Genomic DNA, 16,221 nt, shown 5'->3' on the forward strand with positions numbered 1-16,221 from the left:
ACCTCTCACAACGCCGTTTTCACCACTCTGCAGCCTGGTACGCAAATTGCTGAATGTTTTTACACCCTGCAAAAGGAGAGAAGCATGAGAGCAATCGTCATTGGCGCGGGCATTGGCGGCCTGAGCGCCGCCGTCGCGCTAAAGAAAGCGGGCATCGACTGTACCGTGTTCGAAGCCGTAAAAGAGATCCGGCCCGTCGGGGCGGCAATCTCCATCTGGCCAAACGGCGTGAAATGTATGCAGCATCTTGGCATGGGCGACATTATCGAGACCTGGGGCGGGCCGATGCGTTTTATGGCCTACAAAGATTACCGGCGCGGTGAGACCCTGACCCGCTTTAGCCTTGCCCCGCTGGTTGAGCGTACCGGAGGCCGCCCCTGCCCCGTCTCGCGGACCGAGCTCCAGCGCGAAATGCTGGGCTTCTGGGGGCGTGATAACGTGCAGTTTGGCAAGCGCGTCGAACGCGTAAGTGAAGATAACGCGGGTGTCACCGTGACCTTTACCGACGGCACCACGGCAGCCGGGGATTTCCTGATTGCCGCCGACGGCAGCCACTCTGCGGTTCGCCCGTATGTGCTGGGCTATACGCCGGAGCGCCGCTACGCCGGGTACGTGAACTGGAACGGGCTGGTGAAGATTGACGAAGAGATTGCCCCGGCGCACCAGTGGACCACCTTCGTTGGCGAGGGCAAACGCGTGTCGCTGATGCCCGTCTCCGGCGGACGCTTCTACTTCTTTTTTGACGTGCCGCTGCCCGCGGGTCTGGCGGAGGATCGCACCACCCTGCGCGCCGATCTCACGGGCTACTTCCGCGGCTGGGCGCCGCCGGTGCAGAAGCTTATCGCCGCCCTCGACCCCGAAACCACCAACCGCATTGAAATCCATGACATCGAGCCGTTCGACAGCCTGGTGCGCGGCAACGTCGCGCTGCTCGGTGATGCCGCGCACAGCACCACGCCGGACATCGGCCAGGGCGGCTGTGCGGCGATGGAAGACGCCGTGGTGCTGGGGGAGTGCCTGCGTGAAAACCACAGCATTACGCTGGCGCTGCGGCAGTACGAAGCCCTGCGCTGCGACCGGGTGCGCGACCTGGTGCTTAAGGCGCGTAAACGCTGCGACGTCACCCACGGTAAAGACATGGCGGTGACGCAGGCCTGGTATCAGGAGCTCAAAGAGGAGACCGGAGAGCGCATTATCAACGGTCTGTGCGAGACCATTCAGGGCGGCCCGTTAGGCTGAACAAGAGGGACAACGATGAAAAGAGAACCGACTCCACCCGCCCACTGCACGTTTGAGCCAGAGGACTGGCTGCGCCTGGCGAAATGCTGGCATCCGGTTGCGCGCGCCTGCGACGTCGGCCCGGCCCCGATCAAAGCGACCCTGCTGGATGAACAGCTGGTGATTTACCGGATTAACGACCAGATTGTGGTCGCAAAGGACGTGTGTCCGCACCGCGGCGTGCCGCTGACGCTGGGCTTTCACGATGAGCACGGGATTATCTGCCCCTACCACGGCCTCCGCTTTGGTGAAGACGGGCGCTGCAACCGTATTCCGTCCAGCCCCGACCAGCCCGTTCCGGCGAAGCTGAACCTGATTAACTACGCGGTGGAAGAGCGCTTCGGCCTGATCTGGACCTGCCTGGCGTTTGACCCGGACAATCCTGCGCCGCTGCCCACCATGCCGCACTGGGACGACGACGGATTTCAGCAGATCAACTGTCCGGCCTTTGAGGTGAACGGCTTCGCCGGACGACAGGTAGAGGGGTTTCTGGACGTGGCGCACTTTGCGTGGATCCACACCGATACCTTTGCCGATCCCAATAATCAGCTTGTGCCCACCTATCAGCCGCAGGAGACGCCCTTCGGTTTCGTGGCCGATTACTGGAGCTCCGTGAGCAACTATCCCGCCGGCTCCCCCGTGCAGGCACCAGAAGGGTTCCAGTGGCTGCGCCATTTTGAAATGCATCTGCCGTTTACCGCCACCCTGACGATTCATTTTCCGGGTGAATCGCGGCTGGTGATTATGAACGCCGCCTCGCCCGTTTCGTCACGGGTGACCCGCATGTTCGCGCCCATCGCGCGCAACGTTGATCTGCATATTCCGGTGGAGGACGTGCATGCCTTTAACCTGCGCATCTTCGAAGAGGATCGCCTGATGGTCGAAACCCAGCGCCCGGAAAGTCTGCCGCTGGACCTCACTCTGGAAGCACATATTCCGGCAGATAAAAGCTCGATTGCCTACCGTCGGGGACTAAAAAGGATGGGCTTTGGCGAATTTTTCCTGGTATGACGGAGGCCGATATGCTGAGCGTAATTGTTGACGGGCTGTGGCGCGAGGGGGATAAAAGCCTCGCCGTCAGGCTGGTGGCCGAAAACGGCGACGCGCTACCGGCGTGGCAGCCTGGCGCGCACATTGATGTGCATCTGCCGTGCGGCGTGGTGCGCCAGTACTCCCTGACCGGGGATTGTGGGAAGGAGAGCTATCTTATCTGCGTGGGGCGGGAAACCGCCTCGCGCGGCGGGTCGCGCTACGTTCATGAAACGCTGCGTCCGGGCCAGAGGCTTTCGATTTCGGCCCCGCGCAATCTGTTTCCGCTGCATCAGTCAGAGCAGGTATTGCTGCTGGCGGCAGGGATTGGCATTACGCCGCTGTATGCGATGGCTCTGCATCTGAAAGCTATCGGGACGCCGTTTACGCTGCACTATTACGTCAGGAATCGCGAAAGCGCTGCGTTTGCGCGCGAACTCTCGCAGTGCGGTGATTGCATTATTCATACCACCAGCCCGCGATCCACGCTGGCAGAGCATCTCCCGGCGGCTGAGGAGGGACTTCACGCGTGGGTGTGCGGACCGGCGGGGTTTATGGAAAAAGTGCGTGAGGTCGCCACGGCGAAGGGCTGGGAGGACGGCCATCTTCACAGCGAGGCGTTTCAGCCCGCAGCCCCTGCCGCAGGCGGTGAATCCGGCGAGATCTTTACGGTCAAGCTTGCCTCCACCGGTGAGCGCTGGCCGGTGCCTGCGGACAAAACCATCGCCCAGGTGTTACAGGCAAACGGCGTGGACGTGCCGCTGTCCTGCGAGATGGGGATCTGCGGGGCCTGCCTGACGCCGGTGATTGACGGCGTGGTGGATCACCGGGATAGCGTGCAGTCGGAGGCGGAAAAAGGCGCGCCGGACCAGCAGGTGGCGCTGTGCTGTTCGCGGAGCCATTCCGGGGAGCTGGTGATCGGGCTGTAAAACGACATCAACATTCTAGCGGCCCTTCTTGCCGGGTGGCGCTGCGCTTACCCGGCCTACAATCCGTAATAATATCAATATATTGCACTATTCATTGTAGGCCCGTGCAAGCGTAGCGCCGCCGGGCGAAACTCACAAATCGCACTTTGCCAGCCCGTAAACGGGCTCGCTATCCTGCCACGCGTACTCAATATGGCTAGCTTGCTCGCGCGCCAGTGCCCCATCGCCCTGCAATCGCGCAGCCAGGGTAAAGGCGAAATCAAACACGTTGCCCAGCCCGCGGCCGCTCAGCAGATTGCCGTCTTCCACCACGTCGGTATCGACGTAAATGCCGTCGCTGACCGTTTTCCACAACTCGCCGGAGCAGACATAGCGGCGCCCTTTGAGCAGTCCGTTGCCGCCCAGCACGCGGGCGGCGGCGGAGCAGATCGGGCAGATATATTTGCCCGCTTCATCATGGCGGCGAACGAAGGCAATCACCTCCGCGCTTTTCGCCAGGTTGACGCTGCCTTCCGGGCCGCCCGGTAACACCACGGCGTCAAAGGTCCGATCAAGGCTGGCCTTGAGGGTGCTATCCGCCACCATTGGGATGGCGTGATAGCTCACCACTTCGCGACTCTCGCCGCAGGCAATCGTCTGCACCGTAATATTCAGGCGGCGCAGGATATCGATAGTGACAATCGCTTCCCCCTCTTCAAAACCGGGGGCTAATAGCACGGCTACGCTTTTCATCTTGCTCTCCATTGCTTAAGGGTTACCAGTACGGATGCCAAATCTGTCGCAGCCGCGCCAGCAGCTCAAGATAGAAATAGTCACCCCAGCTACAGCACTGATCGACACCCTTACCGCTGCCCATATGATAAACCGAGTGCTGCAGCAGCCCTTCGGTCGGATCGTCGTCATGAGCAAGGTAGTTATCGGTCAGCGACTGCGCAATACGCAGCGCCATCTCTTCATAATACGCGCGGTGTGCGTCGAGCGTCGGCAGCGCCTTGACCAGCTCCAGCAGGCCACAGGCGGCAATCGCCGCCGCTGAACTGTCGCGCACGGCGTCGGTACCGAGCAGGGCCAGATCCCAGTGGCACACATCATCTTCCGGCAGACGGTTGAGGAAGTAATGCGCCAGGCTGCGTGACAGCTCAACCATCTGTTTATCGCCGGTGTGCTGATAGCTGAGCAGAAAGCCGTAAATGCCCCACGCCTGGCCGAGCGACCAGCACGAGGTATCGCTGTAGCCCTGATGGGTGTTGCCAAAGCGCGGCTCACCCGTCTGCACATCCATATAGTAAGTGTGATACGTCGAGGCATCTTCACGCACGATATAGTTCGCTGCCTGTCCGGCGTGAGCCGTCGCCGCCTGCGCATAGCGCGGATCCCCGGTCTGTTCGCTGGCCCAGTACAGCAGCGGCAGGTTCATATTGCAGTCGATGATCATTCGCCCCTGCTGCTCCGGGTCGTTTAAATCACCCCACGCCTGAATAATGCTGGCCGTCGGGTTAAAGCGCTCCATCAGGCGCTCGGCAGCCAGCAGCGCCGACTGGCGAGCGGCTTCGTTGCCGGTGAGCCGCCAGGCGCTGGTGCAGGAGAGCGAATAGAGGAACCCGAGATCGTGCGTGGCGGTGTCGATACGCTGCTCAATACGCCGGGCGAACGACGGTAAATAGCGCTCGGCGGCTTCGCGATAATGCGCTTTGCCGGTCATCTCCCACGCCAGCCACAGCTGGCCTGGCCAAAAGCTGGTGGTCCATTCCACGTTATCGGTGCGCGGCCAGACACCCTTCTCACAGGCTTCACCGGGGAACTTATCGCCGAAGGCGACAATATTCTTGTCGAGCTTGCGCGTGACGCGGGTTAAGGCCGCTTCCAGCTTCTGGCTCAGCGCCAGGCGATCGACCTGATGCAGTTCGATCGGCCGCAGCGCTTCGGTGATAACAGATTTGGTCATAACAACTCCTGAATTAATGTTTGGCCGGTTCAACCGGGGCGGTATCTAAAGCCGGAGCAAAGGGTCGTGAGACATCGCGCGTCGACTGGCAGCGCGACAGCGTAAAGGCGGAAATCAGCGTAAACATCAGGGCGCAGCAGCCCATCAGCAGATAGGTATGCTCAAAGCCTATCCTGTCGTACAGGTAGCCGGCAGGCGGAGCGACCACAATCGAGCCCACATAAATCATCGCCTGGTAGCCCAGCAGATACATCGTGGCGTTAACCCGACGATGGAAATGTTCGGCGATGTATTTGAAGACCGAAATCAGCAGCAGCGCGATCTCGACGCCATAAAACGGTTTGATGATGGAGATAACAATCGGGTCGCTGGTCAGCCCGGATGCGATCAGCCGTGCTCCTACCACGCAGCCGCAGAACAGCAGGCCGCGCTTCGCGCCGTAGTGGTTCACCAGCCACGGGATAAACATCATCATCACGAACTCCATCCCCGACTGGACGGTGCTCAGGTAGCCGTACCAGGCATTACCCTGCTCTTTGGTGGCGAAGAACGACACAAAGTAGCGCGGGAACTGCTGCTCGGCGATAAACATCATCCACGCCACCCCGGCAACGTAGAGGCTGAACATCCAGAATTTGCGGTTTTTCAGCAGCATCAGCACGTCGGCAAAAACGATCTTATTGGCGGAGATGACGCTGTTGTTGCACAGCTGCTCGTCGCCGATTTTGAGGCTCATCAGCACCAGCAGCATCAGTACCGAGGTACCGCTGCTGAGCAGAAAGTTGGCCAGCGGCGTGAAATTAAACAACAGCCCGGAGACCGAAGCCGCCATCGCCCAGCCCAGTGAACCCCACATTCTGATGCGGCCAAACTCCAGCCCGTACAGGCGGCTAAAGCGGTCGGCGTAAGATTCAGACGCCGCCACGCCGGCGTACCAGCCCAGGCTCAGATACAGCGCGCCAATGATAATCCCCACCATTGCATGGCTTTGCAGCAGCGGCTGGTACACCAGCGCGAAGAACGGCGCCATCAGCGCAGAAATGGCGCAGACAAAATAGAGCAGCCACTTGCTCATGCCGATTTTGTCCATGATGTAGCCGTACACCGGCTTCAGGACCACCGCGAAGACGCCGTTGATGGCGAACACGCTGCCGATGGTGACGCTATCGAGTCCCACTTTCTGGCTCAGCCATAAGGCGTACAGGCCAAAGCTGGATGACCAGGTGAAGAAGTAAAGAAAAATAAAGGTACTCATTTTGTACTGTGCGGCGCGGACGGACGATGATGTGCTCATAGCGATGCCTCCGGGGCCAGAACGAGCGTCGTTTCTTGTCGTGCCGTCACGAAGCGTACCGCGTCATCGCTAATGATGGCCTGTGGGCAGCGTTGCGGGTCGAAGTCGGCGGCATTTCCCGCCCACACCGCGCTGATTAACACATGCTTGCCGGGGTCAAGTTCACCGCGCAGCAGCGGCACCGCCGCGCGCTCGGCGAACAGCAGATTACTGTTTGGCGGCGTCAACACCGTCTCGCCGCGACGGGCGTGCGGGTGTAAACAGAAAATGGCTGAGACATCCCGGGCATTGCGTAACCAGCAGGCGCTGTCACTTTCGTGGACCTGCGGCTGCGGGCGGTTCGCCAGGCTAAAGCCTCCCTCCGCGCAGTCCAGCGCGCGCCGGGTATTGATACGATGGACGCGCAGCTGCCAGTCGCCCAGCGCCAGCAGCCAGCTCTCAATGACTACATCGCGCCACGGCAGCCAGCGGCTGTAAATGGTGCCGTCAGCGGTGACCACGTGCTGGCATTCACGGCGCCCACGCCAGTAGTTATCCTTTTCGGCCAGCAGCAGCATCGAATCGGGCGCGGCATGGTTCAGGCCGTAGCGCCCGCGTTCGATGGTGAAGCCAAAGCGGGTGGAATAGGCAAATTTGCAGTATTTCGCTTCGGTATTGACGAAGTTGTTCAGCTCCAGCTGACCGGACGTCAGCATCCACAGGTGGTCGGCCTGATGCACCACCACCTGATCCGCGTGGGCTATCGTGTGCTGCGCGGGCAACGGCGGCAGCGGCAGCTCAGCCGCCTGCCAGAAGGCATTGCCCTCATCTAATGCCAGCACCAGCAGGGTCTTCAGGCCCCAGTATGGCGAACCCGGCGCGTTGTAGTCTTCCGCCATCGCCAGGTTCGGATAGCTGTAACCGACGCTCAGTACGCCGTCGCGGTCGAATATCGGCTGCTTCAGCCACCAGCGCAGATGGCGCAAGACGATGCCCTTCATCACGCCGGGCGAAAAGACCTCCAGCCCGGCGAAGGCCGCCGCACTCCAGAACGCCACCTCGGCAAAGCGGTAGGTCAGGCTACGGCCAAACGGGATCGCCGCGCCATCTTCGGCAAAGAAATGGATGAAGTCAGAGGAGAAACGCGCGGCCCGGTCACACAGCGTTGCACAACGCTTTGGATCGACCCCGGCCATGAGCTTCGAGTAAATCAGGCCATAGAAATGAAAGCCCATCGAGATGTAATAGTCACGCGGCCGCCCCGGACCATCGGAGTACCAGCCATCGCCGAGATAGTAGTGCTCGATGGCAGCAAAATGATTTTCCAGCACCTGCGGGTTGGTGGGCATGCCGCAATAATGGAAGCCAACCTGCACCAGAATCGGAAAGAAGTGCCAGTTGTTATCGGGGATTTCCTGGGTCTCGCACTGCTTTAGCCAGCGCCATAAATTCTCTTTCTCCGTCTCGGTGAAGTGCGCCAGTACGGTATCGCCCGCCAGCGCCAGCAGCAGCCCGTAGGCCGCCATCTCGACGATTCGCTGATCGTAAGGCGCCACGTCGCCCCAGTAATCGGCATGCTGCGGATTGGTGCCGTTTTTTATCGCCTGTATATAGAAAGAGAAGTGCTGCGGCTCGCTGCCGCCAGCCAACAGCGGCGTTACCCCCCACAGCAGGCGGGAAAACGTTTCCATGCTCGCGACCTGCTGGCCGTAGTGAGCGGTAAAGTTCGCTAAATCAATGCGGCTGGCGTCTTTTTTAAAAAAGGGCGCCACCGCGTTCAGCATGTCGTTGACCAGCCGTAGCACCTCTTCCCGGCTTGTCAGTGGATTATCCAGATGAATGTTTTCAGGTTGCACAGGGTCCTCCCGCATTACACGAGGGTAGAGATAAGTTATTGTTATTAGGCTTTTTTAAAGCCACACGTGCGACGTCTGAATGAAGAGTAACTGCTTTTATTCCCGGCGCTGAGTGAGCAGACTCACAAAATTAAACCGCCATTTCATTTTTGCTGGATTTTGTCGATCGGGAGGGGGATAAATTACAAATGATGGCCTAAAAATTTAAATCTGTTGTTCTGGAGGTAAAATGGGTGAAACGCAGCTGCTGGAACGCATAACGCTCGATCGGCAGGCCATTTCTTTTAACCGCATGTACACTACCAGCGCGATTTACTACCACTGGCATCAATGCGTTGAATTGCTCTATATTTCCAGCGGCTACGGCATCGTGGTGGTGGATAACCAGCACTACACCGCCCGTCCGGGGCGATTATTTATCTTCCCTCCCTTCCGTTTGCACAAAGTGCAGGTCGATCATAGCGATAAGAACCCCTACCACCGCACTACCATGCACATTGAGCAATCGGTCGTCGAAAGTGCCCTCGGCGCCTTCCCTCGCCATCAGGCCCGGTTCGCCGCGCTGGCCGCCAGCAATCCGCCAGCACAGATTTACGATCTCAGCGAACATGCGGCGTTTATCGAGAGGATCCTTGAACAGTTTCAGCGCCTGGAGGGCTACGAACAGACCGAGGCCTGTGAAGTGGCATTTCTGGTGATGCAGCTCATGACGTTTCTGCCCGAACAGCCGCAGCCCTACCCGCCGCGCCAGCAGACCGTCGCCTCGCGGATTATGAGCTGGGTCGAAGCCCACTATGCCCGCAAGTTTTCGCTCGACCAGCTGGCCCACAACCTGGGGCTTTCGCGCAGCTATACCTCACGCATTTTCCGCCAGCAGACCGGCGGTACCATCCACGAATATTTGCTGACCCGGCGAATAAAAAGCAGCTGCGAGCTGTTACGGTACAGCGATGAGCCTATTGACGCCATCGCCCTGGCCGTCGGGTTTAGTGAGGTAACCTATTTCATTACCTGCTTTAAAAAGATGATGCGTCAGACGCCACTGCAGTATCGACGAAGTCACCTCAGCGCCAGAACGTCCTGTTCGCGTATTTGAACGTCATTAACAGATCGAAAGGGGTTTTCTGCGCATAAAAAAACCCAGGTCGCATAACGACCTGGGTTTCAAATTTGGCGGAAGCGTAGAGATTCGAACTCTAGAACCCTTTCGGGTCGCCGGTTTTCAAGACCGGTGCCTTCAACCGCTCGGCCACGCTTCCAAAGTGAGGCGCACTATAAACATCTATTAGCGCCTTGTAAAGCAGGAATTTTTCGATTTTTGCCTGCAGGCGTTTGACTGCGCAAAAAGTCACCCGGACGCTTACCTGCCCTCCCTCCTTCCCCCCTTGTACATACCGTTACACAGCAACGCTCATCCTTTTAAATCACTGTGGTATAGAATGCCCAAAAAAATAGACGGCCATGTGTTTTGTAATGGTAATAAATCCGGATAACACGGGTTTTACGCATTACTGTCATAGCGCCTTACTGGTTGATGATGAAAATCAAAAATACGTTTTGCTTACATATCCTGATGGCCGTTTTGGCCATTTTAGCCCTGAGTTTTCACCCGCTGGTGACAAGCTTTGATCCGCCGCTTAAATTTCAGCCGCTGATCAAATCTATGTCAGGGACGACAAAAGAACAGGCGGAAAAAATAGCCACTATTTCCCATGCCTTAGAAGGGAATGCTATTTTCTTCCTTGGCGCGTCTGAGGTCGCCACGTCCGAAGATGAACATTACGCGGTCTATAATTATTTTAATAAGCAATTGCACCAGCCCGTCGTGGCATACGGCGATGCGTTTGTCGATGACGAAACGCAATTTCTACTCCTCTCGCGTTTTAAAAAAAGCCTTAACGCAAACAGTAAAGTGGTGCTGCTTCTGGCACCTGACGGATTTTATTCAAAAGGTCTGCCGCCCGCTATCTATGCGGACAATTTTCCGGGTTCCATTTTTAATCCACTGATGAAAGATCCGCAGGCGCGCCCGTTACTGGTTAATTACCTGAAGCATATTGATGCGAAAGAGATAAGCCATTTAACCTTCGGGCAAATGCGCGTGTATGGCTGGCATCCGGCGCTGATGTGGGACGAGCTAAGTTTTCAGTTTGCAAACTTCTGTACCCTGATCAAAAACGACTGGCTGTCGCTGCTCAACATTACGCCACAGACGGCGCAGCCCTGGCCTCAACAGCCAACCGCCCGTCTTTCCCCTGACTGGGATAAAGCGCTGGCGAATGCCCGCGAGTTAAATAAAAAACGCCAGCAGAGCGCGGCCACGTTGTGGATGGACAAAACGATTTACGACGAGGACGGTAAGCCGCAGCAGTGGGATGATACGCCGGTAGTGCCAGGGCAGTTCGCTGCGCTCAGGAAAACCGTCCAGCTTTTGAAAGCACATCACGTACAGGTAATTGCTATCGTCGACCCGGTTAACCCCTGGGCGCTTTACAATACTGACACCTTCCGCCCGTTTGATAAGCAAATTCAAACCATTCTGCAGGAGAACCAGATCCCGTATTTAGATATGTACGCCATGCCGTATCAGAACGGCTGGAACTGGGATCGTCTGCACCCTACCGAACTGGCCTGGGTGCCAATGCTTCGCTTTATTGCACAGAGTTTTAAATAATGAAAATCGCGATCCGTCTTTTTTTCCTTTATCTCCTGCTGGCAATTACCGTCGTTGCATGGATTGCCGTCGATGACAGCATGAGTATGCAGCTGCATTTTGAATATCAAAAATTCTGAGGCCGAATGATGTACAGCTCAGGAATGTTTTTTGTCTGTTTATTTTCATCCGCGCTGGCGTTTGCGCTGGTTAATCGTGTTTTACGCCATCGCCTGACCTGGCTTACTTCTTTATCCGTGGTGACAGCATTAGGCTGGGGGTATATTTTTCAGGGTGATTACATTGTCCCTCTGGCCGTCTTTTGCTGTTTTTATCTCTTCGCTACGCTAAAAGAAAAGGGATGGTTAAAAACCTGGCAGGCGATCGTTTTAACGCTGCTGCCCCTGTTTTTGATGAAATTACACCTTAATCATCATTTTGGCATGATCGGTCTCTCTTTTATGACGTTCCGCGCTGTGGATGTGCTGCTCTATCGCAGTAAAAAAGAGGGCCAGAATTTCCTGCACTATTTCTGCTATCTCTTTATGCCCTTTATTATTCTGGCCGGCCCGATGTATCGCTGGCGGACATGGATGAGCGATGTGAATAAGCCGGTATTTGTCCTTAACCGTGAACAGTTTTTAACGGCGCTGGAGCAAATTATTACCGGCATTATCCAGAAGTTCCTGTTTGCCATGCTGATCGATTCGCTCGTCGTGCAGCCCTGGAGCCATAAGCCGTTTACCCTGACCGTGGGCGTGGTGATGTCGATTGCCTACAGCGCCTACCTGTACTTTGATTTTGCGGGTTACAGCAATATGGCCATCGGTGCTGGCCGCCTGTTTGGGCTGAACATTCCGGCAAACTTCAACATGCCGCTTCTTGCGAAGAACCCGCAGGATTTCTGGCGCCGCTTCCACATCAGCCTATCCGAATGGCTGCGCGACGTGGTCTTCATGCCCGTCTATATGAACCTGATGAAGTTCAACTTTTTCCGCCAGAACAAAACGCTGGCGCAAAATATCGGTATTTTTTGCACCCTGTTCTGCATGGGGGCGTGGAATGGCCTGGAACGCCATTACGTTATCAGCGGCGCGCTGTTTGGCGCGATTTCCGTTGCGCACAACATGCTCCTGTGGTCAGCCAAACGCAGCCCGGCGTTACACCGCGGTTTGCAGTATCCCGCCGTTGCGTTTTTGGGACGAATTCTGACGCTGGCAAGCGCCGCAGGATCCCTTTACATCTTTAGTGGAATGTCACCTCTATGAAAAATCACTCCGATCTTCAGGAACTGCAGGATTTCTTACGGGCGGCACTGCGCGATCCCGCCTCCCCGCAGCAGCGGGCCATCAGCGGCAGCGACGAAACTTTGAGCTGGCACCAGCTTTCCGCTGCCGTGACGGACTGGGCAGAGCGTTATCGACGCTGCCAGCCCGCTGACGGTACGCCGATCGTGCTGTACGGCCATCAGCAGGCCGAATTCGCCGTGGCGATCTATAGCTGCCTGCTGCACAACATTCCGTACATCCCGGTGGACTGCATCTACCCGCAGGAGCGGCTTCGCGAGATCTGCCACCTGGCCAGTGCCCCTTACTATTACGACGTCGCGACGCGGCAGTTCATCGCTACCGGCGAGGCGGGTAAGGTGCTGGAGGAGCAGGATCTGGCCTATATCATGTTCACCTCAGGCAGCACCGGCAAACCGAAAGGCGTGCAGATTGGGCGTGAAAGCGTGTGGCACTTCATGAAGTGGGTCAGCCAGGACTTTTCGCTGCCGGAAAAACCGGTGCTGATGAACCACGCGGTGTTCAGCTTTGACCTCTCCCTGATCCCGCTGCTGGCAAACCTGGCGATGGGAGGCCACATCGTGCTGAACGCTAAAGAGGATATTCAGAAAGTGAACTGGCTCGAGCGACTGCAAAGCAACGCGGTCTCCGCCTGGGTTTCCACTCCCTCTTTTGCCTACCAGCAGCTGCTTTCCCCGCAGTTTAACAGCGAGTATTTGCCTGCACTCAACGTCTTTATCTTCATTGGCGAAGTGCTCAATAAAGCGCTGGTGAAACAGCTGCGCCGCCGTTTCCCGCAGGCCAAAATCATCAACTCCTATGGCCCAACGGAAGCGACCATCGCGACAACCGTGGTTGAGATCACGGATGAGATCCTTAACAGCGACAGCGCGGTGCTGCCTGTGGGCGTGATGATGCCGGACAGCCGAATGGAAATTTCCGCCGAGGGCGAGCTGATTATCTGGGGTAAAAACGTCATGCGCGGATACCTCGGCCTGCCGCAGGAGAACGCGGCAAAACTGCTGTGTCGGGAACATGACGCGTTTCGCGGCTACCGGACCGGCGATCTGGGCTATGAAGACGGGCTCATCTACTGCCAGGGCCGCAACGACAGCCAGGTCAAGCTGAATGGCTACCGCATTGAGATCAACGAGATTGAAAACCGCCTGCTGGCCATATCCGGCATCAACGAAGCGGTGGTGATGCCGCTGATGAAACCCTGCGGCAGCGTGCTGCGCATCGCCGCGTTCTGCGTAACGGCGTTGGAACCGGATGCGATCAAAACCTCGCTGGCAAAAGTGGTGCCCCACTACATGGTGCCTTCACAAATTATCGTAAAAGACGCTTTGCCGCTGAATCCTAACGGCAAAATTGACCGCAAGCTGCTGGACGCTTACGCCCGCACACATTAATTATCCCAGGAAAAATGATGGAACAAGAAATTCTCGCCCTGTTCGAAAAAGTGTTATCCCGTAAGGTGGGCTTTCACGATGAGCTGATTGAATCGGATATTCTCGACTCCATTCTGGCTGTCGACATGGTGCTCGAAGTTCAGGACGTTTACGGCTGTATGATCCCGCCGACAGACGTCGCGACGGTGCTGAAAACCCCGGCCGATCTGGCCCGCTATATTGAAGAGAACCGTTAAAGTCCGCTTTTCTGATGGCTCCGGGGATCTCTCCAGAGCCATCATTCGCTCTCCCCTTCACAGGAATGAAACCCACCGCGTTGACTATTTCTCCTACACTTTAGGGGTACTGTCGTTACGGGAAACAAAACAAGCCAACATCATGAAGACAATAATGGTTCGCTCTGCGCTCAGCCAGCGATCGTTGTGTCTTTAAAAAGAGGAGTCTGCGGTATGGCATTCGTAACAACGAAAGACGGCGTCAACATTTACTACAAAGACTGGGGCCCAAAAGAGGCTCAGCCCATTGTCTTCCATCACGGCTGGCCGTTAAGTGCAGACGACTGGGATAACCAGATGCTCTTTTTCCTTGCGGAAGGCTATCGCGTTATCGCTATCGATCGCCGCGGTCATGGACGTTCGGATCAGGTGAGCGAAGGGCATGATATGGATCATTATGCTTCCGATGCGTCGGCCGTTGTTGAAAGCCTGGACCTGCGCAATGCCGTGCACGTGGGCCACTCCACCGGCGGCGGCCAGGTCGCCCGCTACGTGGCGAAGTACGGCCAGCCGCAGGGGCGCGTCGCTAAAGCGGTGCTCGTCAGCGCCGTCCCGCCTTTGATGGTCAAAACGGATAATAACCCCGGCGGCACACCGATTGAGGTTTTCGACGGCTTCCGTAAAGCGCTGGCGGCTAACCGCGCCCAGTTTTACCTCGACGTCGCCAGCGGTCCTTTCTACGGGTTTAATCGGGATGGGGCAGACGTTTCGCAGGGTACGATCCAGAACTGGTGGCGTCAGGGCATGATCGGCAGCGCCAAAGCCCACTATGAGGGGATCAAGGCGTTTTCAGAAACCGACCAGACGGAAGATTTGAAAACCATCACGGTTCCCGTTCTGGTGATGCAGGGCGACGACGATCAGGTCGTGCCGTATAAGAACGCCGCCCTTCTGCAGGACAAGCTGCTGGCGAACAGCGTACTGAAAATTTATCCGGGCTTCCCGCACGGGATGCATACCACCCATGCGGATACCATCAACGGCGACATTCTGGCCTTTATCCGCTCATAAACGTCGCGTTCAACGCCACCCGCGGGTGGCGTTGTTTATTCCGCTTAACGATTATCAAGCTGGGCGCGAACGTTGTTCAGCCCGGTGGTGTTGATGCGATAAGGCTGCCCGTTCACGGAACGGATCAGCTTTTTGGTACGGAGTTTTTTGAAGACGTTAAGCGTGCAGTCGCTCAGCACCAGCCCTTCTCGGGTATAGCACTCAACGGACGTGACGCGGCCTGAACTGTCGCGGACGTGCACAATACGTCCACCTTTGGCGAGAACGTGTAAGGTACGTTGTTCCTGACGGGATAAATTCATACTGGAAAACCTGTGTAATCATCATGCGTAAAAACGAGCCCACACCCAAAGGTGCGTGCGTAAGGTTTAAGCGCAGCGATAACCAGTCCGTCCTGAGAAGGGCGGGAAGCTGATTATCTGATGAAAACATTCTCCAGCATCAAAGCCTCGGTAAGAGATGAATAGATATTTACGGGGTGAATGATAACGCCGGGTTTTTACAGGGGAATAGCGGCAGGTTAAAAGTGTGATCTGGATCGGTCCGTGAAATCGTCTTTAGTCCCTTTTACTGCCAGACTGGGGCATCTGACTGAACGCTGACTGGAGCTTTTTAATGCCTGACTATACCGTGATTGAAACCGTCCCCACAGCGGAGGACTTTTGCCGCCTGCGCGAAATCTCGGGTCTTAGCCCTCGCCCGCTGGAGGCGGCCCGAAAAGCGCTGCCCGGCAGCTGTTATGGCATGCATATTCTCTATGAGGGTAAACCGGTGGGTATGGGGCGAATCGTGGGGGACGGTGCGTTGAATTTCGATATTGTCGACGTCGCCGTCGATCCCCTTCATCAGGGGAAAGGGCTCGGCAGAGTCATTATGGAAACGCTGGTTGCCTGGCTGGATAACCATGCCTGTAAAGGGGCGTACGTTTGTTTAATGGCTGATGTGCCTGAGCTTTATGCAAAATTTGGTTTTACGCTCGTTCGCCCGGCAAGCGAGGGAATGGCCAGAGTCTGGCGGTAAGACAAAAAGAAAAACCCCAGGTTCACGAGTAACCTGGGGTTTATATCTGGCGGAAGCGCAGAGATTCGAACTCTGGAACCCTTTCGGGTCGCCGGTTTTCAAGACCGGTGCCTTCAACCGCTCGGCCACACTTCCTGAGTGAGGCGAACTATAAACACCTCACCGCGCGCTGTAAAGAGTCGCGCCATTCGTTCGCTGTAAAAATAGTCAAAACGTGTTTAATCGGTTGAACTGACGACACATCGACGATTTTA

General features: G+C 56.7%; 15 protein-coding genes and 2 tRNA genes. 10 read left to right on the forward strand and 7 right to left on the reverse strand.

The annotated features are described in order from the left end of the window. Window positions 1-84: 84 nt before the first annotated feature. The 3 genes from hpxO to D5066_RS02225 are packed head-to-tail and all read left to right on the forward strand — an operon-like array spanning window position 85 to window position 3,236. Complete coding sequence (gene hpxO / locus D5066_RS02215; protein WP_119914915.1) at window positions 85-1,239, forward strand: FAD-dependent urate hydroxylase HpxO; 1,155 nt, start codon at window positions 85-87, stop codon at window positions 1,237-1,239. Between the two features lie 15 nt (window positions 1,240-1,254). Continuing rightward, complete coding sequence (hpxD, locus tag D5066_RS02220; RefSeq protein WP_119914916.1) at window positions 1,255-2,289, forward strand: molybdenum cofactor-independent xanthine hydroxylase subunit HpxD; 1,035 nt, start codon at window positions 1,255-1,257, stop codon at window positions 2,287-2,289. An 11-nt stretch (window positions 2,290-2,300) separates the two neighbouring features. Then, window positions 2,301-3,236, forward strand: a complete 936-nt coding sequence (locus tag D5066_RS02225; protein ID WP_119915031.1) for a PDR/VanB family oxidoreductase — start codon at window positions 2,301-2,303, stop codon at window positions 3,234-3,236. 132 nt (window positions 3,237-3,368) lie between these two features. Here D5066_RS02225 and D5066_RS02230 read toward each other — a convergent pair whose 3' ends face one another. The 4 genes from D5066_RS02230 to D5066_RS02245 are packed head-to-tail and all read right to left on the reverse strand — an operon-like array spanning window position 3,369 to window position 8,310. Beyond that, window positions 3,369-3,968: a DJ-1/PfpI family protein gene (locus D5066_RS02230; RefSeq protein WP_119914917.1), complete on the reverse strand. Its 600-nt coding sequence runs from the start codon at window positions 3,966-3,968 to the stop codon at window positions 3,369-3,371. A gap of 22 nt (window positions 3,969-3,990) precedes the next feature. Beyond that, complete coding sequence (locus D5066_RS02235) at window positions 3,991-5,181, reverse strand: glycoside hydrolase family 88 protein (protein WP_119914918.1); 1,191 nt, start codon at window positions 5,179-5,181, stop codon at window positions 3,991-3,993. A 13-nt stretch (window positions 5,182-5,194) separates the two neighbouring features. After that, the gene (locus tag D5066_RS02240; protein WP_119914919.1) at window positions 5,195-6,475 is read right to left on the reverse strand and encodes an oligosaccharide MFS transporter; all 1,281 of its coding nucleotides are present in this window, start codon (window positions 6,473-6,475) and stop codon (window positions 5,195-5,197) included. Beyond that, window positions 6,472-8,310 (reverse strand): DUF2264 domain-containing protein, encoded by a 1,839-nt coding sequence (locus tag D5066_RS02245; protein ID WP_119914920.1) that lies wholly within the window; start codon window positions 8,308-8,310, stop codon window positions 6,472-6,474. The genes D5066_RS02240 and D5066_RS02245 overlap by 4 nt, the downstream gene beginning before the upstream one ends. A 229-nt stretch (window positions 8,311-8,539) precedes the next feature. Here D5066_RS02245 and D5066_RS02250 point away from each other — a divergent pair, with 229 nt between their 5' ends. Continuing rightward, entirely contained in the window at window positions 8,540-9,406 is an 867-nt protein-coding gene (locus tag D5066_RS02250; protein ID WP_119914921.1) for an AraC family transcriptional regulator, read from the forward strand. 75 nt (window positions 9,407-9,481) lie between these two features. On the opposite strand, the gene D5066_RS02255 is transcribed toward D5066_RS02250, so the two are convergent. Next, window positions 9,482-9,569 (reverse strand) — tRNA-Ser (locus D5066_RS02255). Window positions 9,570-9,847: 278 nt separating this feature from the next. On the opposite strand from D5066_RS02255, the gene D5066_RS02260 reads away from it, so the two are divergent. The 5 genes from D5066_RS02260 to D5066_RS02280 all read left to right on the forward strand — a co-directional run bounded on the left by D5066_RS02260 (window position 9,848) and on the right by D5066_RS02280 (window position 14,947). Continuing rightward, the gene (locus D5066_RS02260) at window positions 9,848-10,984 is read left to right on the forward strand and encodes a D-alanyl-lipoteichoic acid biosynthesis protein DltD (RefSeq protein WP_119914922.1); all 1,137 of its coding nucleotides are present in this window, start codon (window positions 9,848-9,850) and stop codon (window positions 10,982-10,984) included. A 128-nt stretch (window positions 10,985-11,112) separates the two neighbouring features. Next, on the forward strand, window positions 11,113-12,231 hold the full coding sequence (locus D5066_RS02265; protein WP_119914923.1) for an MBOAT family O-acyltransferase: 1,119 nt from the start codon (window positions 11,113-11,115) through the stop codon (window positions 12,229-12,231). Further along, window positions 12,228-13,661: an AMP-binding protein gene (locus tag D5066_RS02270; protein WP_119914924.1), complete on the forward strand. Its 1,434-nt coding sequence runs from the start codon at window positions 12,228-12,230 to the stop codon at window positions 13,659-13,661. Before D5066_RS02265 ends, D5066_RS02270 begins: the two co-directional genes overlap by 4 nt. Window positions 13,662-13,678: 17 nt before the next feature. Further along, entirely contained in the window at window positions 13,679-13,897 is a 219-nt protein-coding gene (locus D5066_RS02275; protein ID WP_008499867.1) for an acyl carrier protein, read from the forward strand. 213 nt (window positions 13,898-14,110) lie between these two features. Continuing rightward, a complete protein-coding gene (locus D5066_RS02280) occupies window positions 14,111-14,947 on the forward strand; it encodes an alpha/beta fold hydrolase (RefSeq protein WP_119914925.1) in 837 nt (278 codons plus the stop codon). A 44-nt stretch (window positions 14,948-14,991) separates the two neighbouring features. Here D5066_RS02280 and D5066_RS02285 read toward each other — a convergent pair whose 3' ends face one another. After that, window positions 14,992-15,249 carry a YjhX family toxin gene (locus tag D5066_RS02285; protein ID WP_032674491.1) on the reverse strand — a complete coding sequence of 86 codons (258 nt, stop codon included), beginning with the start codon at window positions 15,247-15,249 and terminating at the stop codon, window positions 14,992-14,994. 313 nt (window positions 15,250-15,562) lie between these two features. On the opposite strand from D5066_RS02285, the gene D5066_RS02290 reads away from it, so the two are divergent. After that, complete coding sequence (locus D5066_RS02290; RefSeq protein WP_080327649.1) at window positions 15,563-15,967, forward strand: GNAT family N-acetyltransferase; 405 nt, start codon at window positions 15,563-15,565, stop codon at window positions 15,965-15,967. Window positions 15,968-16,014: 47 nt separating this feature from the next. On the opposite strand, the gene D5066_RS02295 is transcribed toward D5066_RS02290, so the two are convergent. Beyond that, window positions 16,015-16,102: transfer RNA gene (locus tag D5066_RS02295), tRNA-Ser, on the reverse strand. Between the last annotated feature and the right edge of the window lie 119 nt (window positions 16,103-16,221).

This window comes from Enterobacter chuandaensis (assembly GCF_003594915.1).
In the GTDB taxonomy this organism is placed as follows: Bacteria; Pseudomonadota; Gammaproteobacteria; order Enterobacterales; family Enterobacteriaceae; genus Enterobacter; species Enterobacter chuandaensis.

Bases quoted from the DNA above. Each gene is read 5' to 3' on its own strand.
- D5066_RS02265 (WP_119914923.1), top strand. From the start codon at position 11,113: ATGTACAGCTCAGGAATGTTTTTTGTCTGTTTATTTTCATCCGCGCTG.
- D5066_RS02230 (WP_119914917.1), bottom strand. From the start codon at position 3,968: ATGAAAAGCGTAGCCGTGCTATTAGCCCCCGGTTTTGAAGAGGGGGAA.
- D5066_RS02250 (WP_119914921.1), top strand. From the start codon at position 8,540: ATGGGTGAAACGCAGCTGCTGGAACGCATAACGCTCGATCGGCAGGCC.
- D5066_RS02290 (WP_080327649.1), top strand. From the start codon at position 15,563: ATGCCTGACTATACCGTGATTGAAACCGTCCCCACAGCGGAGGACTTT.
- D5066_RS02270 (WP_119914924.1), top strand. From the start codon at position 12,228: ATGAAAAATCACTCCGATCTTCAGGAACTGCAGGATTTCTTACGGGCG.
- hpxO (WP_119914915.1), top strand. From the start codon at position 85: ATGAGAGCAATCGTCATTGGCGCGGGCATTGGCGGCCTGAGCGCCGCC.
- D5066_RS02275 (WP_008499867.1), top strand. From the start codon at position 13,679: ATGGAACAAGAAATTCTCGCCCTGTTCGAAAAAGTGTTATCCCGTAAG.
- D5066_RS02260 (WP_119914922.1), top strand. From the start codon at position 9,848: ATGAAAATCAAAAATACGTTTTGCTTACATATCCTGATGGCCGTTTTG.
- D5066_RS02235 (WP_119914918.1), bottom strand. From the start codon at position 5,181: ATGACCAAATCTGTTATCACCGAAGCGCTGCGGCCGATCGAACTGCAT.
- D5066_RS02225 (WP_119915031.1), top strand. From the start codon at position 2,301: ATGCTGAGCGTAATTGTTGACGGGCTGTGGCGCGAGGGGGATAAAAGC.
- hpxD (WP_119914916.1), top strand. From the start codon at position 1,255: ATGAAAAGAGAACCGACTCCACCCGCCCACTGCACGTTTGAGCCAGAG.
- D5066_RS02285 (WP_032674491.1), bottom strand. From the start codon at position 15,249: ATGAATTTATCCCGTCAGGAACAACGTACCTTACACGTTCTCGCCAAA.
- D5066_RS02240 (WP_119914919.1), bottom strand. From the start codon at position 6,475: ATGAGCACATCATCGTCCGTCCGCGCCGCACAGTACAAAATGAGTACC.
- D5066_RS02280 (WP_119914925.1), top strand. From the start codon at position 14,111: ATGGCATTCGTAACAACGAAAGACGGCGTCAACATTTACTACAAAGAC.